General features: G+C 65.7%; 29 protein-coding genes. 17 read left to right on the top strand and 12 right to left on the bottom strand.

All coding sequences use genetic code 11. The features are described 5' to 3' along the window. Nucleotides 1-5: 5 nt before the first annotated feature. Both ODR01_RS20785 and ODR01_RS20780 read right to left on the bottom strand, forming a co-directional pair. Complete coding sequence (locus tag ODR01_RS20785; RefSeq protein ID WP_316979623.1) at nt 6-440, bottom strand: DUF420 domain-containing protein; 435 nt, start codon at nt 438-440, stop codon at nt 6-8. A 29-nt stretch (nt 441-469) separates the two neighbouring features. Then, nucleotides 470-610 carry a hypothetical protein gene (locus tag ODR01_RS20780; protein WP_316979622.1) on the bottom strand — a complete coding sequence of 47 codons (141 nt, stop codon included), beginning with the start codon at nt 608-610 and terminating at the stop codon, nt 470-472. Nucleotides 611-898: 288 nt separating this feature from the next. On the opposite strand from ODR01_RS20780, the gene coxB reads away from it, so the two are divergent. The 15 genes from coxB to ODR01_RS20705 all read left to right on the top strand — a co-directional run bounded on the left by coxB (nt 899) and on the right by ODR01_RS20705 (nt 15,127). After that, the gene (gene coxB / locus ODR01_RS20775) at nt 899-1,747 is read left to right on the top strand and encodes a cytochrome c oxidase subunit II (protein ID WP_316979621.1); all 849 of its coding nucleotides are present in this window, start codon (nt 899-901) and stop codon (nt 1,745-1,747) included. A gap of 35 nt (nt 1,748-1,782) precedes the next feature. Next, on the top strand, nt 1,783-3,396 hold the full coding sequence (gene ctaD, locus ODR01_RS20770) for a cytochrome c oxidase subunit I (RefSeq protein WP_316979620.1): 1,614 nt from the start codon (nt 1,783-1,785) through the stop codon (nt 3,394-3,396). A 34-nt stretch (nt 3,397-3,430) separates the two neighbouring features. Continuing rightward, nucleotides 3,431-4,060, top strand: coding sequence for a cytochrome c oxidase assembly protein (locus ODR01_RS20765; RefSeq protein ID WP_316979619.1), 630 nt, complete (start codon nt 3,431-3,433; stop codon nt 4,058-4,060). Nucleotides 4,061-4,096: 36 nt separating this feature from the next. Then, nucleotides 4,097-4,909, top strand: a complete 813-nt coding sequence (locus tag ODR01_RS20760) for a cytochrome c oxidase subunit 3 (protein WP_316979618.1) — start codon at nt 4,097-4,099, stop codon at nt 4,907-4,909. A 7-nt stretch (nt 4,910-4,916) separates the two neighbouring features. Continuing rightward, nucleotides 4,917-5,297: a DUF983 domain-containing protein gene (locus ODR01_RS20755; protein WP_316979617.1), complete on the top strand. Its 381-nt coding sequence runs from the start codon at nt 4,917-4,919 to the stop codon at nt 5,295-5,297. 260 nt (nt 5,298-5,557) lie between these two features. Continuing rightward, complete coding sequence (locus ODR01_RS20750; protein WP_316979616.1) at nt 5,558-5,812, top strand: sulfurtransferase TusA family protein; 255 nt, start codon at nt 5,558-5,560, stop codon at nt 5,810-5,812. Between the two features lie 12 nt (nt 5,813-5,824). Beyond that, a complete protein-coding gene (locus tag ODR01_RS20745) occupies nt 5,825-6,256 on the top strand; it encodes a hydrogenase iron-sulfur subunit (RefSeq protein WP_316979615.1) in 432 nt (143 codons plus the stop codon). A gap of 32 nt (nt 6,257-6,288) precedes the next feature. Continuing rightward, entirely contained in the window at nt 6,289-7,614 is a 1,326-nt protein-coding gene (locus tag ODR01_RS20740; protein WP_316979614.1) for an FAD-dependent oxidoreductase, read from the top strand. Between the two features lie 31 nt (nt 7,615-7,645). Next, a complete protein-coding gene (locus tag ODR01_RS20735) occupies nt 7,646-9,574 on the top strand; it encodes a CoB--CoM heterodisulfide reductase iron-sulfur subunit A family protein (protein ID WP_316979613.1) in 1,929 nt (642 codons plus the stop codon). Then, complete coding sequence (locus tag ODR01_RS20730; protein ID WP_316979612.1) at nt 9,574-9,903, top strand: hypothetical protein; 330 nt, start codon at nt 9,574-9,576, stop codon at nt 9,901-9,903. Before ODR01_RS20735 ends, ODR01_RS20730 begins: the two co-directional genes overlap by 1 nt. Nucleotides 9,904-9,927: 24 nt before the next feature. Further along, nucleotides 9,928-10,302: a DsrE family protein gene (locus ODR01_RS20725; protein WP_316979611.1), complete on the top strand. Its 375-nt coding sequence runs from the start codon at nt 9,928-9,930 to the stop codon at nt 10,300-10,302. A gap of 9 nt (nt 10,303-10,311) precedes the next feature. After that, nucleotides 10,312-11,472, top strand: a complete 1,161-nt coding sequence (locus ODR01_RS20720) for a (Fe-S)-binding protein (RefSeq protein WP_316979610.1) — start codon at nt 10,312-10,314, stop codon at nt 11,470-11,472. Then, on the top strand, nt 11,469-13,307 hold the full coding sequence (locus tag ODR01_RS20715) for an NAD(P)-binding protein (protein ID WP_316979609.1): 1,839 nt from the start codon (nt 11,469-11,471) through the stop codon (nt 13,305-13,307). The genes ODR01_RS20720 and ODR01_RS20715 overlap by 4 nt, the downstream gene beginning before the upstream one ends. A gap of 158 nt (nt 13,308-13,465) precedes the next feature. Then, complete coding sequence (locus ODR01_RS20710; RefSeq protein ID WP_316979608.1) at nt 13,466-14,044, top strand: DUF924 family protein; 579 nt, start codon at nt 13,466-13,468, stop codon at nt 14,042-14,044. 81 nt (nt 14,045-14,125) lie between these two features. Continuing rightward, nucleotides 14,126-15,127, top strand: coding sequence for an ABC transporter substrate-binding protein (locus ODR01_RS20705; protein ID WP_316979607.1), 1,002 nt, complete (start codon nt 14,126-14,128; stop codon nt 15,125-15,127). Nucleotides 15,128-15,152: 25 nt separating this feature from the next. On the opposite strand, the gene ODR01_RS20700 is transcribed toward ODR01_RS20705, so the two are convergent. The 7 genes from ODR01_RS20700 to ODR01_RS20670 form a co-directional block, all read right to left on the bottom strand. After that, nucleotides 15,153-15,287: a hypothetical protein gene (locus ODR01_RS20700; RefSeq protein ID WP_316979606.1), complete on the bottom strand. Its 135-nt coding sequence runs from the start codon at nt 15,285-15,287 to the stop codon at nt 15,153-15,155. An 82-nt stretch (nt 15,288-15,369) separates the two neighbouring features. After that, nucleotides 15,370-16,887 (bottom strand): tripartite tricarboxylate transporter permease, encoded by a 1,518-nt coding sequence (locus tag ODR01_RS20695; RefSeq protein WP_316979605.1) that lies wholly within the window; start codon nt 16,885-16,887, stop codon nt 15,370-15,372. Nucleotide 16,888: 1 nt separating this feature from the next. Next, nucleotides 16,889-17,401, bottom strand: coding sequence for a hypothetical protein (locus ODR01_RS20690; RefSeq protein WP_316979604.1), 513 nt, complete (start codon nt 17,399-17,401; stop codon nt 16,889-16,891). A 113-nt stretch (nt 17,402-17,514) separates the two neighbouring features. Next, entirely contained in the window at nt 17,515-18,540 is a 1,026-nt protein-coding gene (locus tag ODR01_RS20685; RefSeq protein WP_316979603.1) for a Bug family tripartite tricarboxylate transporter substrate binding protein, read from the bottom strand. A 90-nt stretch (nt 18,541-18,630) separates the two neighbouring features. Then, nucleotides 18,631-19,842 (bottom strand): NADP-dependent isocitrate dehydrogenase, encoded by a 1,212-nt coding sequence (locus ODR01_RS20680; RefSeq protein WP_316979602.1) that lies wholly within the window; start codon nt 19,840-19,842, stop codon nt 18,631-18,633. Between the two features lie 80 nt (nt 19,843-19,922). After that, the gene (locus ODR01_RS20675; protein WP_316979601.1) at nt 19,923-20,873 is read right to left on the bottom strand and encodes a fumarylacetoacetate hydrolase family protein; all 951 of its coding nucleotides are present in this window, start codon (nt 20,871-20,873) and stop codon (nt 19,923-19,925) included. 36 nt (nt 20,874-20,909) lie between these two features. Then, entirely contained in the window at nt 20,910-21,794 is an 885-nt protein-coding gene (locus ODR01_RS20670) for a fumarylacetoacetate hydrolase family protein (protein WP_316979600.1), read from the bottom strand. 376 nt (nt 21,795-22,170) lie between these two features. Between ODR01_RS20670 and ODR01_RS20665 the strand changes: the two genes are divergently transcribed. Next, nucleotides 22,171-22,854, top strand: a complete 684-nt coding sequence (locus tag ODR01_RS20665; RefSeq protein ID WP_316979599.1) for a FadR/GntR family transcriptional regulator — start codon at nt 22,171-22,173, stop codon at nt 22,852-22,854. A 290-nt stretch (nt 22,855-23,144) separates the two neighbouring features. Beyond that, complete coding sequence (gene rnk / locus ODR01_RS20660) at nt 23,145-23,555, top strand: nucleoside diphosphate kinase regulator (protein WP_316979598.1); 411 nt, start codon at nt 23,145-23,147, stop codon at nt 23,553-23,555. Between the two features lie 357 nt (nt 23,556-23,912). Here rnk and phoB read toward each other — a convergent pair whose 3' ends face one another. Genes phoB through pstB form a run of 3 tightly spaced genes read right to left on the bottom strand, consistent with a single transcriptional unit; the run spans nt 23,913 to nt 26,214 of the window. Beyond that, nucleotides 23,913-24,605: a phosphate regulon transcriptional regulator PhoB gene (gene phoB / locus ODR01_RS20655; protein WP_316979597.1), complete on the bottom strand. Its 693-nt coding sequence runs from the start codon at nt 24,603-24,605 to the stop codon at nt 23,913-23,915. A gap of 17 nt (nt 24,606-24,622) precedes the next feature. Then, nucleotides 24,623-25,330 carry a phosphate signaling complex protein PhoU gene (phoU, locus tag ODR01_RS20650; protein WP_316979596.1) on the bottom strand — a complete coding sequence of 236 codons (708 nt, stop codon included), beginning with the start codon at nt 25,328-25,330 and terminating at the stop codon, nt 24,623-24,625. Nucleotides 25,331-25,347: 17 nt separating this feature from the next. Beyond that, entirely contained in the window at nt 25,348-26,214 is an 867-nt protein-coding gene (gene pstB, locus ODR01_RS20645) for a phosphate ABC transporter ATP-binding protein PstB (RefSeq protein WP_316979595.1), read from the bottom strand. Nucleotides 26,215-26,217: the final 3 nt, after the last annotated feature.

Here is a 26,217-nt window from a genome sequence, read left to right as displayed (position 1 = left end):
GCACCTCAGGCCGGAACATGGGGAAAGAGATGCACCGCCATCGCGTAGACGACGACGCCGGAGACCGCCACGAACATCCACAGCGGCCAGGTCCAGCGGGCCAGCCGCCGATGTTCCTCGAACCGCCCCGTCAGCGCGCGGGCCACCAGCATCGGCACCAACGGCACGATGGCGATGGCGCCCAGCACGTGGACGGTGAGGATGGTGAAATAGACGGGGCGGATCACCCCGACGCCGCCGAACCTGGCGAAGCCGGAGTTGGCCTTGTAGAGGACATAGACGACCAGGAACGCCGCCGAACAGACGAGCGCCGCCAGCATGGCCAGGCGATGGCGCCGGATGTCGCCGCGCCGGATCATCACGTAGCCGATCATGAGGCAAACGGCGGTGGCGAGATTGGTCAGCGCGATCACGTGGGGCAGGTCGTTGACGGCCAGCATGGTGTCTTGGCGCTCCCTAAGGCCGGCCGTCAGGCCATCTTGTAGATGATGCTGACGTACATGAAGACGGCGACGGCCACGAGGATCGCGGCGATGACCCATTTGTTCATGTCGGCGCCCCCTCCCCGAGGCTGAAGGACCCAGGACGCCGCCGCGCTGATTCGCGGCAAGAGCCCCCTGGGTTGCACGCATATTTCGGCTCGCGTCCCGGAAAAGCAAGGTGCGGCTGCGCGGCCGATGGGGCCCGATCAACGTGCGATTGATGGGCCCGGTGGCAGTTCTCGCGGAGTGCGGGAAAATCGGGAAAACAGGACGATTTTGACATTATTCTGATTTGCATTCGCATGGCCTGTCCCTAATATAAGGATGGTTTTGGGCGGCCGCCGCCCCAAGTGCGGGATGTGTTTCTGGGCCAACGCGGAACGGCCGTTCGGACCGTTCGTTCAACTCGGATGAGGATGATGTTCAGGAATTTTCCTTCCGTCGCCGCGCTTGCCGCGGTCGCAATCCTGGCCGCCGGCGGAATCGCTTTCGCCGATCAGCCCTATCCCTGGCAGATCGACCTTCAGCCGGCGGCTTCGGCGGTGGCTGAGCAGGTGCACGAGTTCAACTATCTGATCTCCGTCATCATCGTCGCCATCTCCGTCTTCGTGCTGGCGCTCATGGCCTATATCGCGGTGCGCTTCAACGCCAAGCGCAATCCGGTGCCCTCGAAGCGGGCCCACAACACGGTGCTGGAAGTGCTGTGGACCGCGCTTCCCGTCCTCATCCTGGTCGTCATCGCGGTGCCCTCGCTCAAGCTTCTCTACGTCATGGACCGCAACCCCAAGGCCGAGATGACCATCAAGGGGATCGGCCACCAGTGGTACTGGTCCTACGAATATCCCGACCACGACAATTTCACCTTCGACAGCATCATGGTGCCCGAGGATCAGCTGCAGCCCGGCCAGCCGCGCCTGCTGGCCGTGGATAACGAGGTGGTGCTGCCCATCGAGACCGACGTGCGCATCCTGTTGACGTCGGAGGACGTCATCCATTCGTGGGCGGTGCCGTCGTTCGGCATCAAGACCGACGCCGTACCCGGCCGCGTCAACGAGACCTGGGTGCGCATCCGCCGCGAGGGTACCTACTACGGGCAGTGCTCGGAACTGTGCGGGGTCAACCACGGTTACATGCCGATCGCCATCCGGGCGGTGTCCCGGCAGGCCTTCGACGAATGGACCGCCGCCGCCAAGGAGAAATTCGCCCGCGCGGGCGGCGGCGGCACGCGGGTCGCCGGTAGGACGCCGACGACGGCGGCACGCTAGTCGGGACGGAACGAGAGAAACCAGGGAAAATCGCCATGGCTTACGCAGCATCCCCCTCGGCCCACGCGGATCACGGCCATCATCATCCGACGGGATGGCGGCGCTGGGTCTATTCGACCAATCACAAGGACATCGGCACGATGTACATCGTGCTCAGCATTTTCTCGGCGCTGATCGGCGGCGGCATGTCGTGGATGATCCGCCTGGAACTGGCCGAGCCCGGCATCCAGTTCATCCAGGACGCCCAGTTCTACAACGTGATGGTCACGGCGCATGGCCTGCTGATGGTCTTCTTCGTCGTCATGCCCGGCCTCATCGGCGGTTTCGGCAACTGGTTCGTGCCGCTGATGATCGGGGCCCCCGACATGGCCTTTCCGCGCATGAACAACGTCAGCTTCTGGCTGCTCGCCGCGGCGCTCTGCCTGCTGGTCACCGCCGGCCTCACCGGCACCGGACCGGGGACCGGCTGGACGTTCTATCCGCCGCTCAGCAACAGCACCTTCCATTCGGGCCCGGCCGTCGATTTTGGAATCTTAAGCCTGCATCTGGCCGGCGCCTCCTCCATCCTCGGCGCCATCAACTTCATCACCACCATCCTCAACATGCGCACGCCCGGCATGACGATGCACCGCATGCCGCTGTTCGTGTGGTCGATGCTGATCACCGCCTTCCTGCTGCTGCTGGCGGTTCCGGTGCTGGCCGGCGCGCTGACCATGCTGCTGACCGACCGCAATTTCGGCACCTCCTTCTTCGCGCCGGAGGGCGGCGGCGACCCGGTGCTGTGGCAGCACCTGTTCTGGTTTTTCGGCCACCCCGAAGTCTACATCATGATCATCCCGGCCTTCGGCATCATCAGCCAGGTGGTGTCGACCTTCTCGAAGAAGCCGGTGTTCGGCTACCTCGGCATGGCCTACGCCATGGTCTCCATCGGCTTCATCGGCTTCGTGGTGTGGGCGCACCACATGTACACGGTCGGCCTCGACGTCAACACGCGGGCCTATTTCGTGCTGGCCACCATGATCATCGCGGTGCCCACCGGCATCAAGATCTTCAGCTGGCTGGCCACCATGTGGGGCGGTTCCATCGAGTTCAAGACCCCGATGCTGTTCGCCACCGGCTTCATCGCGCTGTTCGTGGTGGGCGGCGTCACCGGCGTCGTGCTGGCCAACGCCGGCCTCGACGTCCAGTTGCAGGATACCTACTACGTGATCGCCCATTTCCACTACGTGCTGTCGGTCGCTGCCGTCTTCGCGCTGACCACCGGCTTCTACTATTGGATCGGCAAGATGTCGGGCCGCCAGTATCCCGAGACGCTGGGCAAGATCCATTTCTGGCTGACCTTCGTCGGCGTCAACGTGCTATTCTTCCCCCAGCACTTCCTGGGCGTCGCCGGCATGCCGCGGCGCATCCCCGACTACCCCGACGCCTTCGCCGGCTGGAACATGGTCAGCAGCATCGGCGCCCTGATCGTCGCGCTGGGAACCCTGCTGTTCCTCTTCATCATCTGGCGCACGCTGGCCGCCGGACGGGTGGCCGAGGCCAACCCGTGGGGGGTGGGCGCGACGACTCTGGAATGGTCGGTGCCGTCGCCGGCGCCGTTCCACACCCACGAGGACCTTCCCCGCGTGAGCGCCCAGCCGGCCGAGTAGGGAGACAGCGGGAATCGACCGGAGCGACACCGCCATGGACGCAAGCGACCGCCAGATCCGTGCCCGCCGGGGCCGCCGCGTGACGGCCCTGGCGCTGGTCGGTGTCGTCGCCGGCATGACCGGGCTGGCCTTCGCCTCGGTGCCGCTCTATCGCCTGTTCTGCCAGGTGACCGGCTACGGCGGCACCCCGCGGGTGGCCCTGGACGGCCAAGCCGGCGGCACCGACGGGACCGGCCGCTCGATCACCGTACGCTTCGACGCCAACGTCAATCCGCCGCTGCCCTGGCGCTTCAGGCCCGAGCAGCACCGCGTCCAGGTGCCCCTGGGCGAGAGCACGCTTGCCGTCTACCGGGCGGAGAACCTGTCGGATGCGCCGATCACCGGCACCGCCACTTTCAACGTTACGCCCAACAAGGCGGCGCCCTATTTCGTCAAGGTGCAGTGCTTCTGCTTTAGCGAGCAGCGCCTGGAAGCGCACGGCGGCGCCGACCTGCCGGTGTCCTTCTACGTCGATCCCGCCATCGCCGAGGACCCCGATACCCGGGACGTCTCGACGATCACGCTTTCCTACACCTTCTTTCGCGCCGCCACGGATCCGTCGCGAAGCGCCGCCGGTCTTTCCCGGCCGGCCGCAACGACGGCCGCCGGCGCCCCCAACGGCTGAACCCCAGGCACGGCAAGTTTCGGAAAGGCGATAGTCATGGTGACCACCGAGATCAAGAAACACCCCTGGCACATGGTCGAGCCCAGCCCGTGGCCGTTCACCGGCACCGTGGCCGGGCTGCTGCTGGCGATCGGCGGCGTGTGGTTCATGCACGAGGGTCAGCCGTGGGTGCTGCTGGCCGGCTTCGCCGTGCTGTTCGCCACCTTCTTCGGGTGGTGGCGGGACGTCGTGCGCGAGGCCGAGCGCGATCACGCCCACACACCGCCCGTTCAGCACGGCCTGCGTATGGGCATGGTGCTGTTCATCGCCTCCGAGGTGATGTTCTTCTTCGCCTTCTTCTGGGCCTATTTCAACGCCAGCATCCCGGCCTTGAGCTTCGCCGCCTCGCCGACCTGGCCGCCCGAAGGCGTGGTGCCGCTGGAAACCTGGGAACTGCCGTTCCTCAACACGCTGATCCTGCTGACCTCGGGCGCCACCGTCACCTACGCCCACCACGCCATCCTGGCCGGAGAGCGCGCCAAGGCGTTCCACGGCACGCTGCTGACCGCCGTCCTGGGCTTCCTTTTCCTGGGCTTCCAGGCCTACGAGTACGGCCACGCCGCCTTCGGCATCGAGGACGGCATCTATTCCTCCACCTTCTACCTGGCCACCGGCTTCCATGGCTTCCACGTCTTCGTCGGCGCCTGCTTCCTCGCCGTTTGCGCGCTGCGCATCCGCTCGGGCCACTTCACGCCCACCCAGCACGTCGGCTTCGAGGCCGCCGCCTGGTATTGGCACTTCGTCGACGTCGTCTGGCTGTTCCTGTTCACCTGCGTCTACTGGTGGGGAAGCTACGGCTTCAAGGGATAGGGCCGGCGTGACCCCAACGCCGCCGCTTTTAGGCCTGCTGCTTCGCGGGCTGCGCGGCCGCTGCCCGCGCTGCGGCGAGGGCCGGCTGTTCGACGGCTATCTTCAGGTGGCCGGCGAATGCCCGGCCTGCCGCCTGAACCTCGCCGAGCACGATGCCGGCGATGGGCCGGCCGTCGCCGCCACCTTCATCCTGGGCGCCGGCATCGTCGGCCCCGCCGCGTTTCTCGAACTCACTGTGGCGCCGCCGCTGTGGGTCCACGCCGTCCTGTGGGGGCCGCTGGTGATCGCCGGCACACTGGCCGTGCTGCGCCCGCTCAAGGGCATCACCGTGGCGCTCCAGTACCGCTATCGCGGGCTCGACGAGCCACCCCGCCTCGGCGGTCTTTAAGCCGTCCGCGGCGCCCCTTTTTTCTTCTTTCGGTTGCTTCCCGACGAACGCCTGTCTGCTAATGATAAGCGTTCTTATTATCCATATTATTTCTGCGGTTATTTCTCTTGAATATCTCAAAAGACTAATGTAAAGATCGGGTGTGGCTTGAGTTTTGGGTTCGGGCCGCCGACGCGAGACATAAAAATATCAATATCTTCTGCGTCCTGTCCGACACCTGGGAACCGATCCAAGAAAAAAGAAGCAACAGGAGAAAACCTATGTCCGACCTTCTCCCCGCCGCGCCAGAGGCCGCCAACACGGTGGACGCGCGCGGCAGCGCCTGCCCGGGGCCCCTTCTTGAAGCGAAGAAGGCCATCGCCACGGTGAAGATGGGCGACGTTCTCGAGATCCTGTCCAACGACCCCGGCACCAAGGACGATATCCCGAAGTGGGCCGGCAAGGTCGGTCACAAGTACGTCGGCCACATGATCGCCGACGGCTATGATCGGATCTTCGTTCGCCGCGGAAAGTAAAGGGACTTCGCCATGGCCGGCCAGGGAACCAAACCAAAAATCCTGATCCTGGCCACCGAAGACTGCGCCTATCCGGGCGCCAATTCGGTTGGTCAAGCGCATCTGGCCTATGCCGACAACGTCTACGTTCTGAGGACCCGGGAACCGGCGATGTTCCCCGAAAAGTTCTATCTGGACTGTTTCGCCAAGGGCGTCGCCGGCATCATCATCATGTCCTGCGGGGTGGAATGCCCCTACGAGGGGGCGTATCACGCCCTCTCGAAGCGGATCGACCGGGTCTACGTCAGCATGAAGCAACGTGGGCTCGATCCCCGCCGGCTGCGCCTCACCGCCATCTGCACGGTGTGCAACCGGGCCTTCCTCAACGAAGTCAAGAAGATGAACGACGTGGTGTCCGAGCTCGGGATGCCGGGCGAAGAAAAGATGGCGACGGCGGCCGCCTGACCGGCGAACCGCGCCCAGAGAAGAGGATTCCGATGACCCCCGCGGAGAGTGCTGAGTTCGACACCCTGGTGCTCGGCGCCGGCATCGCCGGTCTGCAAACGGCGCTGGACCTCGCCGATCAGGGCTTCAAGGTCGCCATCGTCGAGCGCGACCCCTCCATCGGCGGCAAGATGATCCGGCTGTCCAAGGTGTTCCCGACGCTGGATTGCGCAAGCTGCATCACGACCCCGAAAATGGCGGCGGCCGCCCATCACGACAACATCACGCTGTTCACGCTGTGCGAACTCGACAAGCTGGTGCGCGACGAAAACGGCCTCGTCGCCACCGTCAAGCAAAAGCCGCGCTACGTCGACATCGACCTCTGCACCGGCTGCCGGGAATGCGAATACGCCTGCCCGACCTTCGTGCCCGATCACGAACAGGGCGGCTTCACGTCGCGCAAGGCCATCTATGTGCCGTTCTCCAACGCGGTGCCGCAGAAGGCGGTGATGGATCCGGAAAACTGCTGGATCTGCGGCAAGGAAGGCGGCCAATGCTTCAAGGTCTGCCCGACCGGCGCCATCAATTATTTCGACAAGCCCAGCCAGTTCACCCTCCGGGCGCGGACCGCGGTGCTGGCCACCGGCTACGAGTTGATCCCCGACTACACCGAAAAGGCCTTCGGCCCTGCCGGCAGGCAGCCCAACCTGATCACGTCTTTGCAGATGGAGCGCCTGCTCGCCCCGCACGGCCCCTACATGCGGGTGCTGCGGCCCTCCGACGGCAAGGAGCCCGAGTCCATCGCCTTCATCCAGTGCGCCGGCTCGCGCGACCTGACTTTGGGCGTGCCCTACTGCTCGCGCGTCTGCTGCATGTATTCCATCAAGCAGGCCATGCTGCTGTCGGGCGCCCTGCCGATGGCCGACATCACGATCTACTACATGGATATCCGCGCCTTCGGAAAGAACTACGAGCAGTTCTACCAGAACGCCAAGGCCATGGGCGTCGAGTTCGTCAAGGCCAAGCCGACGGTCGTCGGGACCGGCGAGAATGGCGGCGTCGTCGTGCGCTACGAGGACCAGGAAGGCGGCGGCGGCGGGCGTGACCGCGAGCACGACCTGGTGGTCCAGGCGCTGGCCATCGTGCCGGCCTGGAACCCCACCGGGATCGTCGACGTCGGCGTCGCCGAGGACGGCTTCCTCCAGTCGGTGCACCCCAAGTTCGCGCCGACCCTGACCAGGATGGAGGGCGTGTTTACCGCCGGCGTGGCCATCGGCCCCAAGGACATCGTCGATACCATCATCGAAGCCGGCGCGGCGGCCATGGAGGTTTCCAACTACCTCACCGAGACCGCCAAGCCCGCAACCGTGGATGCCTGAGCCCCAGCGCCAGAGAGCAGGAACCAACAAGATGACGGCCGAGGACAGCAAGAAGAAACCCGCCGGTGACGAGAAGGTGGCGGTCTACATCTGCCATTGTGGCGGCAACATCTCGGACCATGTCGACGTCGAGGCGCTGGAGCGGATGGCCGCCGAAATGCCGGGCGTCACGGTATCCCGGCGCAACCATTTCATGTGCTCCGATCCCGGCCAGAACATGATCATCGAGGACCTCAAGGCCGGCAGGGCGGATCGCATCGTCGTCGCCTCGTGCTCGCCGGCCCTGCACGAGACCACGTTCCGGCGGGCCGCCCAGCGGGCCGGCGTCAACCCCTACCTCTACGAGCACGCCAACATCCGCGAGCAGGTAAGCTGGGTGCATCACGGCGACGGCGCCACCGCCAAGGCCGCCGCCCTGGTCGGCGCCGCGGTCGCCAAGGCCCGTGCGCTTCAACCCCTGGAGCCGATCCGCGTGGAGGCGATCCGTCACGCCACCGTCATCGGCGGCGGCATTGCCGGGCTCAAGGCGGCGCGCGATCTGGCCATTCGCGGCGTCAAGGTGGCGTTGATCGAGAAGACTCCCTTCCTCGGCGGCAACTTCGCCAAGCTCGACCGCGTCTACCCGACCCAGGAGAAGGCGGGCGACCTGCTTGCCGGCCTGGCCGCCACGGTGCTGGCCCACCCGTCGATCACGGTCATCACCTGCGCCGAGATGGTCGCCTCGGAAGGCTACGTCGGCGACTTCAAGCTCAAGGTCAAGCGCCGGCCGCCCGAGAGTGCCGAGGACATCGACAAGCTGGCCCGCCTCAAGGAAGCCGGAGTCGCCAAGGGGGCGTTCGTGCCCTTCGTCGGCATCCTGCCCTTCGACGTGCCCCAGGCCGAGGAGACCGTGGACCTGGCGACCGGCGCCGTAGTCCTGGCCACCGGCTTCAAGCACTACACGCCGCCCCGTGGCATGTACGGCTACGGCGACAACCCGGAAGTGATCACGCTGCCCGACCTCATCAAGCTGATGGCCGAGGATGCGGGCGGCGGCGGGACGCTGAAGGTCAACGGCCGCCCGGTCAAGACCATGGCGATGATCCGCTGCGTCGGCAGCCGCCAGATTCCCGGCATCCACGAGCCGGACGAGAAGGGCAACCTCAACGAATACTGCTCGCGGGTATGTTGCACGGCGACGCTGCAGGCCGACCGCGAACTGCGCGAAAAATACCCCGAAACCGTGATCTACGACTTCTATCGCGACATTCGGGCGTATGGCAGGGGGCATGAAGAATACTATGTGGGAGCATCAAGGGATGGGGTGTTGTTCGTTCGTTTCGAGGCCGATGCCGCGCCGGCCGTTGCGCGCACGCCGGAGGGGTCGGAAAACCCGCTTGCCATTACCGCCAAGGACACGCTGCTATCGGGTCAAGACGTCGAAATCCCCGTCGACCTGGTGGTCCTGGCAGTCGGTATGGTGCCGTCAGACGTTTCTTCCATCGTCGACATCATGAAGCTGCCCATCGGCGCCGACCGCTTCCTCTTGGAGGTTCACCCCAAGCTGAGGCCGGTCGAACTGGCAACCACCGGCATCCTGTTGGCCGGCACCTGCCAGGCGCCGATGGATTCCACCGAAGCCGCCGAAGGCGCCACCGCCGCCTCGGTCAAGGCCGCGACCATTCTTTCGCGGGGCTTCGTCGAACTTGACCCCTATGTCGCCACGGTCGACGCCAACCTGTGCACCGGCACCGGCGCCTGCGCCGAAACCTGCCCGCACCCCGGCTGCATCACGCTGACCGACGCGGCGAACGGCAAGGGCCGCACGGCCAAGGTTAACCCTGCCCTTTGCACCGGCTGCGGCATGTGCGTGGCGGTCTGTCCCAACATCGCCATCGAGGTCAACGGCTGGACGCTCCGCCAATACGAAGCGATGGTCGACGCCATCGTCGGCGAACCCATCGTTGCGGAGGCCGAGTGATGTCCCAGCCCTTCACCCTGACACCCGAGCAGATCCTCGAGCTGGACGGCATTCGCAAGGAACGGCGCGTCCGCATCAAGGACGCCTTCGCCGCCAATCGCCAGCGCATGACCCGCATCAAGAAGGTGCGCCAGACGTTGGCCGCCTCGGCCGAACCGATGACGGTGCCCGAATTGGTCGCCGCCACCGGCCTGGCGGCGCCTGACGTGCTGTGGTGCGTCATGGCCATGAAAAAGTATGGCGTCATCGGCGAGCGCAGCGGCGACGACGGATACTACCGGTACGGATTGGAAGAAGCGGCGGCCGACGTCCCCGAAGACGACGACTGAGCCCCGTTCAGAAAAGGCATGACCATGTCGGAAGCCAAGAAGGAAAAGATCCTCTACATCGCCACTTTCGCCGGCGAGCACCCGGAGAAGGCGACGCTGCCCTTCGTGCTGGCCAACGGCGCGCTGGCCATGGAAGTGGAAGCCGTCATCGCGCTGCAGAGCACCGCCGTCTACCTCGCCAAGAAGGGCTATCTCGACAACGTCTTCGCGGCCGGCCTGCCGGCGCTCAAGGACCTGGTGAAGAGCTTCCTCGATCAGGGGGGCAAGCTCTTGGTCTGCGTGCCCTGCATCCGCGAACGCAAAATCGAGGAATCGGACCTTATCCAGGGTGCCAGGCCGGTTTCCGCGGCGGCCCTGACCCAGGAAATCCTCGAGGCCAACGCGACCCTCGTTTACTAGGAGCCATCGATGCCCGATACGCCTTTCTACGAGGTCAACGAGGCGATCGTCCTTTCGGGGGGCGTCGACCTCAACACCTGCATGCAGTGCGGCATGTGTGCCGCCGTCTGCCCGTGGCGGGAAGTCAACGGCGAGTTCATCGTGCGCCGCATGATCCGCCTGGGCCAGATGGGCCTGGAAGGCAACGAGGTCGAGGACATCCTCTACGGCTGCACCACCTGCAACAAGTGCGTCATCAACTGCCCGCGCGGCGTCGACATCATCGGCATCATGCGGGCCATCCGCACGATGACGGCCGAGATGGGCGGCACTCCCGACACGCTGCGCGCCGTCATCGGCAGCTGCGATTCCAACGGCAATCCGTGGGGCGAGAAGCGCGAGAAGCGCACCGACTGGATGAAGGGCCTCGACGTCCCGGCCTACACCGAAAACACCGAATACCTGCTTTCCGTCTGCTGCACCTCCTGCTACGACTCGCGCAGCCGCAACATCGCCCGCTCGCTGGTCAAGCTGTTGACCCAAGCCGGGGTGTCGTTCGGCGTCATCGGCGCCGAGGAAAACTGCTGCGGCGAAAGCCTGCGCAAGACCGGCGACGAAAGCGGCTTCATGAAGCTGGCCGAGGCCAACATCGGCCTGTTCAATGGCCGCGGCGTCAGGAAGATCATCGTCACCTCGCCGCACTGCTATCACACCTATACCAAGGAATACCCCGAGATCGGTGGCGAGTGGGAAGTCGTCCATCACAGCCAACTGCTGGCCCAACTCGTGGCCGACGGCAAGTTGAAGGTGCCGGCCGCGCTGGCCAAGAAGGTGGCCTACCACGATCCCTGCTATCTGGGCCGCCATTCGGAAATCTTCGACGAGCCGCGTGCCGTGCTGGCGGCGGCCGGGGTCGAGGCCGTCGAGATGCCGCGCGAGAAGCGCTTTTCGCTCTGTTGCGGCGGCGGCGGCGGCCGGGTGTGGATGGAAACCCCGGCCGAGAAGCGCTTCAGCGTGCTCCGGGTCAACGAGGCAGTCAACGCCGGGGCCAAGATTCTGGCCACCGCCTGTCCCTACTGCGTCTCGCTGCTGGAAGACAGCCGCAAGACCGAAAACCTCGAAGACAAGCTCGAGGTGTTAGACTTGGCGGAAGTTCTGTTGCGTTCGATGGAAGGGGAGACAGTCCGATGACCGAGGAAACGACCCCCGTTGCGATCCCGCAACGCCGCACCCGGGCCCTTTACAACGCGGCCCATTCCAAGCGGCGCCCGGCCTACGTCAAGCGCACGCCGCCCTGCCAGGCCGCCTGCCCGTCGGGTCACGACGTGCGCGGCTGGCTGGCCATCGTGCGCGGCCAGGAACTTCCCCTTCACGGCATGACCTGGCAGGAAGCCGCCTTCCGGCGCATGACCGAGGCCAACCCCTTCCCGGCCATCATGGGCCGCGTCTGCCCGGCGCTGTGCCAGACCAAGTGCAACCGCGGCTCGGTCGAGGAACACGTCGGCATCAACGCCATCGAGCACTACATCGGCGACTACGCCATCCGCCACAAGCTGGCCTTCCAGCAGCCCGAAACCGAAACCGGCAAGCGGATCGCCGTGGTCGGCGGCGGCCCGGCCGGCCTGGCCTGCGCCTATCAGTTGCGCCGCCGGGGCCACCGGCCGGTGGTCTTCGAAGCCAACGCCGCCCTGGGCGGCATGCTGCGCTACGGCCTGTCGCGCCATCGTTGCCCGCGCGACATCGTCGACGCCGAGGTGCAGCGCATCCTCGACATGGGCGTGCAGGTGCGTCTCAACACCCGGGTCGGCCGCGATATTTCCGTCGTCGATCTGGAAAAGGATTTCGACGCCGTCTTCTGGGGTATCGGTGCCCAGGGCTCCAACCCGCTGACGGTTCCCGGCGGCGACGCCCCCAACTGCGTCAACGGCCTCACCTTCCTGCGCGCCGCCAACACCGGCCGCCTCCGGTACCTGTCGGGCCGGGTGCTGGTCATCGGCGGCGGCGACACCGCCATGGACTGCGCCTCGGTCGCGCTCAGGATCGGCCATGTCGAGGGCGTCGCTCCGGCCCACAAGCCGGCCGCCGTGCTCGGCCAGGGCGCCGAGCAGCCGCCGGTCGATGACGAGAAGGTCGGCGCCGCCGATACCTGGATCGTCTATCGCCGGCCGATCGCCATGGCCCCCGCCGCCAAGGAGGAGATCGACTTCGTGATCGCCGAGGGTTGCGAGATCCACGACGGCCTGGCTCCCGTCGAGGTGGTCAAGGACGCCAGCGGTTGCGCCGTCGCCCTCAAGGTGATCAGGACCGACTGGTCGAGCGGCAAGATGGTTGTCAAGGAGGGCAGCGAGTTCGACATCCCCTGCGACCTCATTGTGGTCGCCACCGGCCAGAGCGCGGTATTCGAGGGGATCGAGGAAATGGACGGCGGGCGCGGCCGCATCGATGCCGACGTGCTCTACCGGGTGCCCGAGAGGGACGGTCATTTCGTCGGCGGCGACGCCATCGCGCCGCGCCTTTTGACCACCGCCATCGGCCACGCCTGGCGGGCCGCCGAGAACATCGACCGCTTCATCCGCAACGAGGACCTGCGCAATCGGCCTGCGGTGGACGTCATCAAGGTCGAACTCCGCAAAACCGCCACCGCCTTCGAGGATCGCTCGGAGGACGAGGTCATCGAGGAAGAAGGGCTGTTCCTCGGCCACTTCCAGTACCTGCCCCGCGACCACCGCGAACGCCTGTGCGTCGGCCCCGGCGAGGTGCTGGGCAACTACGAGGAACGGCTGCGCACGCTGACCCGCGAGCAGGCCCAGGCCGAGGCGACCCGCTGCATGTGCTGCGGCACCTGCCTGGAATGCGGCAATTGCGAGGTGTTCTGCCCGCAGGACGCCGTCAGCGAAGTCGCCCAGGGCGAAAAGAGCCTCGGCCATTTCGTCGAGACCGATGCCAAGAACTGCGTCGGCTGCTTCATGTGCAAGGACGTCTGCCCGGCCGGCTACATCGATATGCGCCTGCCCGACGCCCGCTGAGTGGCCGGCGTCATTGCCGTCGAGAATCGGGGCTGCCCTTTGGGGCGGCCCTTTTTTTTCGACGGAGGTATCGCCCCCGCCAGCCAGAAGGTGAGCGGCGAATCTCCTGCTTCCACCCCATATGACGACGGCAGGGACGCAACGAGCGGAGAGGGACGATGACAACTGCCGAAGCCGGCCTGATCGAACGGGTGCTTTCTTTCTGGTTCGGCGCCGACTGGGCAACCGGCACGCCGGCGCGCCGGCCCGAGTGGTTTCAGCCGGACCCCGCCTTCGATGCCGGCATCGGCCGGGCCTTCGCGGGCGACGTCGAGCGCGCCGCGGCCGGCGACTTCGATTCCCTCATGGAAAGCGCCCATGGGGGCGTCGCGCTGGCCATCCTGCTCGACCAGTTCCCGCGCAACCTGTTCCGTGGCACCGCCCGCGCCTTCGCCGCCGACCCCCGTGCCCGCACAGCCGCCCGCCATGCGCTTGAACGGGGCTTGGACCTGCCCCTGCCGCAGGTCATGCGGCTGTTTCTCTACCTGCCGTTCGAGCACAGCGAGGATCTGGCCGACCAGCACCGCTCGGTCGTTCTGTTCGAGGCGCTGGGCGACGCCGAATGGCTCGACTATGCGGTGCGCCATCGCGACATCGTCGCCCGCTTCGGCCGCTTCCCCCACCGCAACGCCGCCCTCGGACGCCCCTCCACCGTCGAGGAAGTGGCCTTCCTGAAGACGCCGAACTCGTCCTTCTGACGGTCCGGCGCCACCCGCTGGACCCGCCCCCTGCCGCGCGCTACAACCTTAGGCACGCTGCACCCTGGCGAGGAGACCGCGATGACCGACGTGACGATCACCCTGGGTTGCTGGAACTACGATCGCCTGAAACCGATCATCGACGGGCGGATCGGCGTCGAGGGCTGCACGGTCGCCCCCGTCGTGCTCAAGACCGAGCAGTTGTTCCCGCGCGCCTTCCAGCGCCAGGAATTCGACGTCTCGGAACTGTCGTTCAGCAGCTATCTGGTGCAGGTGACGCGCGGCGAATGCGCCTACGTCGCCATCCCCGTCTTCCCGTCGCGCGCCTTCCGCCACGCCTGCATCTACGTGCGCGTCGATCGCGGCATCGACAGTCCTAAGGACCTGGAGGGCAAGACGGTCGGCGTGCCGGAATACCAGATGACGCTGGCCCTCTGGCTGCGCGGCATGCTCCAGGATTCCCACGGCGTCGACTTCCGGCGGCTTCGCTATCGCACCGGCGGCACCAATGCGCCCGGCCGCAAGGAGCGGCTGCCGCTGAAATTGCCCGAACACATGGACGTCAAGCCGATCGCCGAGGGAAAGTGCCTCAACGACCTGCTGGTGGCGGGCGAACTGGACGCGGTGATGAGCCCCGCCCCACCCACCGCCTTTTCCCAGGGTTCGCCGCTGGTGCGCCGCCTGTTTTCCGACGTCGCCCAGATCGAACGGGCCTATTACCGGGAAACCGGCTACTTCCCGATCATGCACGTCGTCGGCGTCAAGCGCGCCCTGGTCGAGCGGCACCCCTGGCTGCCGGCCAACCTGTTCAAGGCGTTCGTCGATGCCAAAACGGTGGCGATGAAGGAATTGGACGCCATCGCCAAGGGCAACGCCAACCGCATGACGCTGCCGTGGTTTTCCGCCGAATGGGAGGCGACGAAAGCCCTGATGGGCGAAGACTTCTGGTCCTACGGCCTGCCGGGCAACCGCCCCGAGTTGGAAACCCTCTGCCGCTATTCGCGTGAACAATACCTGTCGGAACGCGACGTCGCCGTCGACGAGCTGTTCGACCCCTCGACCCTGGCCCTGCCCGGACGCTGACGGCCGCGTGCAGCGAATCAGAACGCTATTTGACGGCGTCCGAGGCCTTGTCCAGGTTTTCGCTGGTGTCCTGCCTCATGCCGCGCCAAGTGTCCCCGCACCCGGCAACGCTGGCGGCGAAGGACAGAAGGAACAGCGAAACGATGATCCGGCGCAACATGGCAGCCTCCTTGGCTACAGGGTTCAACTGGGGAGTAAGACTCTCCCCGGCCTGAATGGTTCCCTGACCCCGGATCGAAACCTTACGATGCGGCCTGCGCAGCCTTGCGCCGCCTGAGCCAGTTGAGGATGTAGGGCATGGCCAGGGAGAGAACCAGCATCACCCACAGCACGTTGCCCAGCGTCGAGGAGAACAGCACCAGCGGGTCGCCCAGCGAAATGCGCAGCGCCCGGATGTAGGACTGTTCCACCAGCGGGCCCAGGATGACGCCGATCAGGATCGCCGCCACGTGGTAGCCGGTCTTGCGCGCGATGTAGCCGATGACGCCGAAGGCGACGGCCACCCCCAGGTCGAACACGAAGCTGCGCGGCACGAAGGCGCCGACCAGGGTGAAGGCGACGATCATCGGCGCCAGCAGGCGCGTCGGGATCACCGTCACCTTGGCGAGGTAGCGGGCCATCGGCAGGATGGTCAAGATCATGAAGATATAGGCCACCACCATCGACATGATGACGCCGAAGGCGAGCAGCGGGCTTTCGACGAACAGCCTGGGCCCGAACGGCACGCCGTGGAACTGCAGCACGATCATCATCACCGCCGCCGTGCTGCCCCCGGGAATGCCGATGGCGAGCAGCGGCACGAGGGTGCCCGAGGTGACGCCGTTATTGGCCGCCTCCGGCGCCAGCACGCCCTTCGCGTAGCCGGTGCCGTACTTTTCGGGCTCCTTCGAGAAGAAGCGCGATTGCTGGTAGGCGACGAAGGCCCCGATGCTGGCCCCGGCGCCGGGCAGGACGCCGACCAGGAGGCCGATGAAACTGGTCCAGACGATGTGCCACCAGTTGGCGGCGGCGATACGCAGGCCCTCGAAGGTATCGGCCCAGGAGGCTCGTTGCGCCCGATCCTGCCCCTTCGAGGAGACGATGGTCTCCTGCTCGATCATGACGAAGGCTTCCGAGATGGCGAACAGGCCGATGAGGGCCGGAATGAGCGGCACGCCGTCGAACAGTTCCAGGAGCCCGAAGGTGCCGCGCGGCGCGGCGTAGACGTGATCGGCCCCCATGGCGCCCAGCATCAGGCCGAAGAAGCCGGCGATCAGGCCTTTGACGGTGTCTTCGGCGGCGATGACGGCAATCAGCGTCAGGCCGAACAGCATGATCACCACCATCTCGACGCTGTGCACGTAGTAGCCGACCAGGGACAGCACCGGCAGCGCAAAGAGCGTGACGATCGAGGTGATGAGCCCCCCCAAGGTGGAGGCCGCGAAGGCCAGCACCAAGGCCTGCTGCGCCTTGCCCTGCTTGGCCATCTCGTGGCCGTCGAGCGTGGTGGCGGCGGCGCCGCCGGTGCCCGGGATGTTCATGAGGATGGCCGGAATGCCGCCGCCCAGGTGGGTTGCGCAATAGAGCGCCACCATGAAAGTCAGCGCCACCTCCACCGGCACCATCAGCGTCAGCGGCAGCAGGATGATGATGGTGTTGTGGGCGGCGAAGCCCGGGATCGCCCCCATGATGATGCCGACGACGATGGCGGGAACGATGACCCACCACAGACTCAGCGAGTGCAGGAAAAGCTCAAGGACCGTATCGGCGCTCAGTTCCATCTCAGAACATCCCTGCCAGGAAATGCTCGACCGGCCCCTTGGGGAACCGCGTGTTGAGCATGGCAATGAAGAAGATGTAGCCGCCGGCGGCGCTCAGCAGCGGCATGAGCACCAGGAGCTTTTTCGAACGCACGCCCAACGCCAGCAGACTGCCGAGGACGAAAAGAAAAGTGGTCAGCGTGAAGCCGAACCAGGGGATGACCACGATGTAGGCGATGGTCAGCCCCAGGAAGACGAGGCGCGACGGAATCATGGACAAGGGCGCCAGAAGGCGTTGCATGCCGAAGTCGACTTCGCCCCTAAACCACTGCGCCGCCACTCGCGCCAGCAGGACGACGACCAGTAAACACAGCACGATCCCCAGGAACAGCCCGTTGATCTGGGCCTCTGTGGGGTAGTCCAGAACGGTGTAGATGTAATAGAGGGCGTAGCCGGCGGCCATGATCGGAATGACCAGGTCGGCGCCGACCGATCGCTTTTTCGTCCGCCCTTGCCGGGCCGTCTCTGTAGTCATGATCAAGAACCCCGAACGTGTTGAAGAGCGCCCGCCCCCTGCCGGCGCCGGCCAGGAAAGTCTGCCGGAAGACGGTGGAGCCCGGGCGCCATCCGGGCTCCAGCCGCCATGTCCTATTTTTTCTTCGCGGCCAGCAGCGAACCGTACTTCTCGGCCAGGGCCAGCATCTCCTCGGCGAAGGCGACCGTTTCCTCACGCCCGCCGTAGCGCACGAAGCTGCGCGGCATGCCGGCCTTTTCCACCAGATCGGCATATTCCGGATCGAGGGCCGCCTTCTTGACGCTTTCCTCGATGGTCTTGAAGCGGTCCGGATAGGTCTCGATGGCCTTGACGTGGATGGCGAAGCCCCGGCTGGAGCTCAGTTCCGGGATCTTGGTGCCGAACACGTCGTTGACCGGCGGCGCGTTGTCGGCCATTTCGCCGAACACATTCTTCTTGGAGAACACCGTCAGGATCAACACCTCCTTGTCCAACTGGATGGCGTTGGTGATGGGCAGCGTGCAGCAGTCGACCTCGCCGGTGATCGCCGCCATCGCCGACGGATTGCCGCCGCCGAAAGGCACCAGCTGGAACTTGGCGCCGGTCGCCTCGCCCAGGGCGAGGACGCCGATCGAGGCAGGGTGCGGCAGGCGGCTGGTGGCGACGGTAACCACCCGCTTCTTGGCCTCGTCGACCAGTTGCTCGATCGTTTTGATCTTGCTGTTCTTGCCGACGAAGACGCACATGGTTTCGTCGGTGGTCTGGCAGAAGTAGATGAAATCCTTGCCCAGCTTCGCCTTCGGCTTCTGCATGGCCTGCATGATGATTTCAGGCCCCAGGTTGCCGAACAGCAGGTTGTAGCAGTCGGGTTCCGACTTGGCGGCGTAGAACTCGTAGCCGACCTGGCCGGCGGCGCCGGGATAGTACGAATACTCGAAGTTGGTGTTGAGGTACTTCCGCCAGACGGTGGAGAACATGCGCGCGTCGCGGTCGGCGCCGCCGCCCTCGCCGGTCGGAATCAGGATCTGGATGTTGCGTTCCGGGAACGCCGCCGCCCAAGTCTTGCGGAACGGGCTCGCCGACAGGATGCCCGCGCCCGCAACCGCGGCGCTTCCCCTGAGGAAGGAACGGCGGGTCGGTGTGATCGTGAAGTCTTGCATCTCCTGACACTCCCTTTGCCTAAAGCCTCGTCACGGTGTTTTTCGATGTCTTCTCGGCGGACGCCGGGGCCGCCACGCCCCCCTCCCGGCCTACAGCTTCTCCCGCAGCGTCTGGTCGACCGCGTCCAGGAATTGTTTGGTCGTCATCCATGGCTGGCCCGGGCCGACCAGGATCGCCAGGTCCTTGGTCATGACGCCCGACTCGATGGTCTGCACGCAGGCCGATTCCAGGGCCTGGGCGAATTGGCGGACATCGGGCGTTCCGTCGAAGCGGCCCCGGAAGTCGAGCGCCCGAGCCCAGGCGACGATGGAGGCCACCGGATTGGTCGACGTCTCCTTGCCCGCCTGATGCAGGCGGTAATGCCGCGTGATGGTGCCGTGCGCCGCCTCGGTCTGCACCGTGCGCCCATCCGGCGTCATCAGGATCGAGGCCATGAGGCCCAGGGAACCGAAGCCCTCGGCCACCATGTCCGACTGGATATCGCCGTCGCGGTTGCGGCAGGCGTAGACGAAGCCGCCGGAGGACTTGATGGCGAAGGCGGCCAGTTCGTCGACCAGCCGGTGCTCGTAGAAGATGCCCTTGGCCTCGAAGCGGGCCTTGAATTCGGCCTCGTAGATGCGCTGGAAGATCTCCTTGAAGCGATTGTCATAGACCTTGAGCGCGGTGTTCTTGGTGCCGAGGTAGACCGGATAGCCGACATCCAGGCCATAGGTCATCGAGGCCCGCGCGAACCCTTCGATCGAGGAATCGAGGTTGTACATGCCCAGCGCGATGCCGGAGCTGGGAAACTCCAGCACCGTATGCTCGATGGTCTCGCCGCCATCCTTCGGCACGAAGCGGACGCTGAACGTGCCGGGGCCCGGCACCAGGAAATCGGTCGCCGCGAATTCGTCGGCGAAGGCGTGGCGGGCGACGACGATGGGCTTGGCCCAGCCCGCCACCCGGCGCGGCACATTCTTGCAGACCACCGGCTCGCGGAACAGCGTGCCGCCGACGACGTTGCGCACGTGGGCATTGGGCGAACGCCAGGCCTTCTTGAGCCCGTATTCCTTGACCCGCGCCTGGTCCGGGTTGATGGCCGCGCATTTGACGCCGACGTGATGGGCCTTGATCGCCTCGGCGGCCTCGGTGGTTACCGCATCGTCGGTGGCGTCGCGGTGCGGCAGGCCGAGGTCGTAATAAAGCAGGTTCACGTCGAGGTAGGGAAGAACCAGCGTCTCCTTGATCCAGCCCCACACCACGCGGGCCATCTCGTCGCCGTCCAGTTCGACGATCGGGTTTTCAACCTTGATGCGCTTCATGCGGCCCTCTTCCCCTCCGTGACCCGGGCGGCCGGTCGGTCGCCCGGGGGTGTGCCCGGCATCGGCGGCGGCGCCCTTCCTCAGGCGTCCTCCTCGGCAATCGGGTTGCGCATGACGCCCAGATCGCCGATCTCGGTCTCCATCACGTCGCCCGGCTCCATGAAGGTCGGCGGATTGCGGTCCTTGGCAAGCCCCCCGGGGGTTCCCGTCGCCACCACGTCGCCCGGCTCCAGCGTGAAGACCTGCGAGCAGAACGACAGCAGTTGCGGCACGTTGTGGACCAGCTCGCGGGTGTTCGAGCTTTGCAGCACCCGGCCGTTGACGCGAAGCTCGACCTTGAGGTCGTGCGGATCGGCCACCTCGTCGGCGGTGACCAGGCAGGGCCCCATCGGGGCGAAAGTGTCGAAGCCCTTGCCGCGGGTGTTCTGGACGTCGGACTTGGTGCAGTCGCTGGCGCTGATGTCGTTGAACGTCATATAGCCGGCGATGACATCGTAGGCCTTCTCCTCGGGCACGTTCTTGCAGCGCTTGCCGATGACGAAGGCCAATTCCGCCTCGTAGCCCAGCTGCCGGCTCATCTTCGGGCGGATGACGGGGTCGTCCCACGCGCACACCGCGTTGGCGAACTTCGAGAAGATGCGCGGAATCGGGTGCGGCTTCATCCCCAGCTCCTTGAGGAAGTCGTGGTAGTTGTGGGCCACGCAGATGATCTTCTCGGGCTTCATGACCGGCGCCAGCAGCTTGACGTCCTTCAGCGGCCGCACCACCGGCGTGTTCCTGACCTTCAGCATGGCGCCGTTCCGCGCCGCCGCCCACGTCAGCGCGGCCTGCGCCGCCGCCAGCGAATCGTCGCCGCCGCGCAGGAAGGCGACGGTTTCGGCCGGGACCACGGCATCGGCCTTGGCGCGCGCCCGAAGGTCGCCCTTGGCGGTCAGCATCGCTTCGTAGGCCAGGTTGAGGTCGACGACGGCCTCCCCCTCAACGGCGCCCAGCCGCGGGTCGCCCTGACCCTGGAACATGGCAAGTCTCATTCGCTTTTCCTCGCTCTTTCTGATCTGCGGGCGCCGTCAGGCCACCGGGTTTTCCAAAACGCCCAGGCCGGTGATGGCGATGCGCACGACATCGCCCTTCTTCAGGAACTTGGGCGGCGTGAAGCCGATGCCGACGCCGGCCGGCGTGCCGGTGGCGATGACGTCGCCGGGCTCCAGCGTCATGGTCCGGGAAATCGTCTCGATGATGGTGGGAATGTCGAAGATGAGGTCGGAGACCACACCCTTCTGGCGCTCCTCTCCGTTGACCTCGGTGGTCAGTACCAGCTTGGTCACGTCGCCCACCTCGTCGGCGGTCACCAGATAGGGACCCATCGGGCAGAAGCCGTCGACGCTTTTGCCCAGGAACCACTGCTTGTGCTGGCTTTGCAGCTTGCGCGCGGTGACGTCGTTGAGGATGACGTAGCCGAAGACGTGGCCATATGCCGCCGCCTTGGCGATGCCGCGCCCGCCGCGCCCGATGACAACGCCAAGCTCGCCCTCGTAGTCGGTCGACTGGCTGGGATCGAGATAGGACGGAATCTCGGCGCCGGGGGCGGAGACGGAAGACGGCGCCTTGGTGAAGATCACCGGCGCGTCGGGAACGGCCTGGCCGCCCGAGGTCGAATCGAAGCCGCTCTTCTCGAACTCCTTGGAATGTTCGAAGTAGTTCTTGCCGACGCACATGATGTTGCGCCGGGGCCTGGGGATCGGCGCGCCGAGCGCGGCCTCGGCCAGCGGCACCTTCCGCTTGGGCTGCTCGAGTGCCCGGCGGGCGGTTTGAAGCCCGGCCTCGCCCTGCAGGATGAGGGCGTTGAGGTCGGCAATCCCTTCCTCGCCGAGATCGACGATGGTCTGGCCGGCGGCATCGATGACGCCCGGCCGGTTTTTTGCCCCCGCATGGGAGAAAGTCACGAAACGCATGGTTCATCCTTCCGTCAGACAACCAAGAAAAGCTATACCAATGAAATATTGGTGTCAACCGGCGACGGCGGACCCGATCCGGCGATCTTTCGCCGCCGCATCGTCGGCGGCGCGGCCAGGGGTGGAGCCTCGCACCCCTTTCGCCGAAACGGCCGTGATGACCGGCTATATGCATCATAGATGTTGTATTTACAACGGGTTAAAAACATGCAAAAGTTGTCATATCGGATCGAAGGCAGGTATTTCCTGGTGCCTTCTGGAACCATCACGCCTCGACCAACATCTTTTCCACCGCCGGAACCGGCGATGGAAATACAAACCAAGTGTCAGATTGGTTTTGATTGCAGACCAATTATGGGATTGGTTTAATAGGACGATGACCCGCACGGACGATCTGCTGAACCGCCTGAACGAGCTTCTCGACTCGGGGCGCTTTCCCGCCCAGTCCCGCCTGCCGCCGGAACGCGAGCTGGCGGCCGAGCTGGGAACGACCCGGACCAACCTGCGTCAGGCCCTGGCCGTGCTGGAGGCCGAGGGCAAGATCTGGCGCCACGTCGGTCAGGGCACCTTCGTCGGCCATCGCTCGCCGGCCGAGGCGCCGGCGCTTTCGCTGCTGATGAAGGCGACCAACCCGAACGAGATCATGGAAACCCGCCTTATCATCGAGCCCAAGGTGGCCGGACTGGCCGCCCTGCGCGCCACCGCCGGCGACATCGCGCATCTCCAGCGCTGCCTGGAAAAGGGCGCCGCCGCCCTCGACCTCAAGACCTACGAACTGTGGGACGGCACCCTGCACGAGGCGGTCGCCGAGGCCTCGCACAGCGCGGTGCTGAACGCCATGCTGAAGGCCCTGACGGCACTGCGCGAAGACAAGCTGTGGGGCCGGCTCAAGGAGGCCTCGCTCACCCGCGAGCGCCAGAAGATCTATAACGGCCAGCACGCGCGCTGCGTCGAAACCATCGCCAACCGCGATCGCGCAGGGGCCGAGGCGGCCATGCGCGAACACCTCGATACCGTGCAGATGGACCTCTTCGGCCGCCCGTCGGACATCACCGAATGACCCCGAGACCGCCCGGGGTGTGGCTTGAAAAGTGCGCCAAATCTGGTATCTTGGCAGCCATGTTGAAGATGATCGCCCGTCGTGCGCAGCTCCTTCGCCATGGCCAACTCAAAGTTGGCCAGTGGCCCCGGGTCGATCTGTCGCCGCGTTCATAAGGCGACACCGGCCCGGGGAACCGGGCGGTATCAATCCGTCATCCTCGTCTGATGCCCATTGTTCGGAGTAGCGCTCCGATAGTCTGTGTGCGGCCATGGCGCCCACGGTGCCGCCGCCTGTTTGAGGATTGGAACATGCCACACGCTCTTCCACCCATCGTCATGACTTGGCACGAGCACGCCCGCCTGTCCAACCTTGCTCGCATCGTATGGTCGAGCTTCCCGGACTCCAGCGAGTACCTGGAGCGGGAACTGGATCGCGCCAAGCTCGTTGCCCCGGATCAGATCGCCCCCAATACGATCACCATGGGAAGCCGGGTCGAGTTCGCCTATGCCCATTCCGGCATCCGGCAGGTCGTTACCCTGGTCTACCCCCGCTACGAGGACATCGCCGCCGGCAAGATATCCGTTCTTTCGCCGGTCGGCGCCGCCCTGATCGGCCTCACCGAAGGGCAGTCGATAGATTTCCGCACGCTGCGCGGCGAGCAGAGGACGATCACCATACTCAAGGTTAATCGTTCAGTGGACGACAATGCGGCCGAGTAGTCCTCGGGCGCGGCCCCGGCATAGGCGCGCGCGATGGGAAAAATGCACCCAGATCGAACAGGCCGCCCAGCACCGGCCGGCAACCCTTCTGAGAGGTAGAGAATCATGACAGCGTCTCGCCGCCTCTATCGCCGGAAAGGAGCGCCCCGGGAGGCACTTCGCCAAGCCGGGCGGGGGCCTGCGCTCAATGGCCCCCAGCCCGGAGACGAATCGTAACCCTTCGGTCCATTCGATCTCCCGCCCGGAAGCGAGTGTCGTGAGCCTGTTTTCGCTTCCCCGGTATCGTACCCGCTGCGGCTGGCGGGACGAGCCCGAGGGCATGTTCCGATGGCGGGGCAAGGGCAGCCTTCGGGCTCCTCAGCCGTCGGCCATCTCCAGGGAATAGCCGGCCGAGCGGACGGTGCGGATGGGATCGGGTTCGCCGTCGATGTTGAGCGCCTTGCGCAGGCGCCGGATATGGACGTCGACGGTGCGCTCCTCGACATAGATGTCGCGGCCCCACACGGCGTCCAGCAGGTGCTCGCGCGACAGCACGCGACCGGCGTGCTCCAGGAAATAGCGCAGCAGGCGGAACTCGGTGGGCCCCAGTTTCAGCGAGCGGCCGCTGCGCCACACCTTGTGGGCGGCCAGATCCATCACCAGGTCGCCGCAGTTCAGCGTCTCGTGGGCCGAGGACGGCCTGGCCCGGCGCAAAAGCGCCCGGATGCGGGCCATCAGTTCGCTGGGCGAGAACGGCTTGGTCACGTAGTCGTCGGCGCCGGTGTCCAGGCCGCGCACGCGATCGGCCTCCTCGCCGCGCGCCGTCAGCATGATCACCGGCACGTCGCGCGTTTCGGGCCGGCGCCGGATGCGCCGGCAGACCTCGATGCCCGAGAGGCGGGGCAGCATCCAGTCGAGCAGGATGAGGTCGGGCGCCGCCTCCTCGACCTTGAGCAGCCCCTCCTCGCCGTCGGCCGCCTCTTCGACCTGGTAGCCTTCCTTTTCCAGGTTGTAGCGCAGCATGGCGACCAGCGCCGGCTCGTCCTCGACGATCAGAATTTGCGATGTCATGATCACAGCGGCCCCTCTCACTGCTCGAAGGAGTAGTCGCCCTTGGCGGCCTTCGGCCGCTTGCCGGCCGGCAACACGCCCAGCACCAGGAAGTGGACGTTCTCGGCGATGTTGGTGGCGAAATCGCCGACCCGCTCGATGTTCTTGGCGATGAACAGCAGGTGCATGCAGGCGTTGATGTTCTTCGGGTCCTCGGCCATCGCCGTCAAAAGCTCGCGGAAGAAGCTGGCGTACAGTTGGTCGAGATCCTGGTCGCGCCGCCAGACGGAAAGGGCCAGTTCGGGATCGCGCCTTGCATAGGCGCCAAGCACGTCGCCGATCAGGTCGCGCACCATCTTGCCCATGCGCCCGATCACCGCGACCCCGGGGGTTTCGCGGTCCTGCGCCAGCATGACGGCGCGCTTTCCGACGTGGGCCGCATAGTCGCCGACCCGCTCCAGGATGCCGACGATCTTGAGCGCCGCCAGAACCTGGCGAAGGTCGTCGGCCATCGGCTGGCGGCGGGCCAGCAGGCGCACCACCGCCTCGTCGATCTCGCGCTCCATGGCGTCGACCTGGGCGTCGCGCTGGTCGGTCTGGGCGCCAAGCTGGGCGTTGCGCTTGACCACCGCCTCGATGGCGTCGGCGAGCTGGGCCTCGACCAGACCGCCCATCTCGATGATGCGGGTACTGATGGACTGGAGCTCCTCGTCGTAGGACTTCACGATGTGCTGGGTCTCGCGCATGGACGACGCTCTGCCTCCTAGCCGAACCGGCCGGTGATGTAGTCCCGCGTCCGTTCGGCCCGCGGGTTGGTGAAGATCTGGTCGGTATCGCCGAATTCGATCAGCTTGCCGAGATGGAAGAAGGCGGTGCGCTGCGACACGCGGGCGGCCTGCTGCATGTTATGGGTGACGATGACGATGGTGTAGTTGGTCCGAAGCTCGTCGATCAGTTCCTCGATCCTGGCGGTGGCGATGGGGTCCAAGGCCGAGCACGGCTCGTCCATCAGGATCACCTCGGGCTCGACCGCAATGGCGCGCGCGATGCACAACCGCTGCTGCTGGCCGCCGGAAAGTCCGGTCCCCGGCTCGTGCAGGCGGTCCTTCACCTCCTCCCACAGGCCGGCCCGCTCCAGGCTGGTGCGCACGACCTCGTCCATGTCGGCCGGCGACGCCGCCAGGCCGTGGATGCGCGGCCCGTAGGCGACGTTCTCGTAGACCGACTTGGGGAACGGATTGGGCTTCTGGAATACCATGCCGACCCGCGCCCTGAGATGGACGACGTCGATGGCCCGGGCATAAACGTCTTCGCCGTCCAGAAGGATGCTGCCCGAAACCCGGCAGCCCTCAATGATGTCGTTCATGCGGTTGAGGCATCGCAGAAAGGTCGACTTGCCGCAGCCCGAGGGGCCGATCAGCGCCGTCACCTCGTTGGGCATGATGTCGATGTCGATCCCAAACAGCGCCTGCTTGGCGCCGTAAAACACGTCGACGCCGCGCGATACAAACTTGGCCGGCGGCTCGGCGCCGGCAATGCCGTCGGGGGTCTGCCCAAGGGGCTCGGAATCGTCGGTGCCGAAGCTCAAGCCACCCTCCCCATCCATGCCGATCATCGTCTGTTCCATCATACC

It is taken from the genome of Shumkonia mesophila (assembly GCF_026163695.1).
GTDB lineage: Bacteria > Pseudomonadota > Alphaproteobacteria > Rhodospirillales > Shumkoniaceae > Shumkonia > Shumkonia mesophila.
This window is presented reverse-complemented; position numbering and strand designations above follow the sequence as displayed.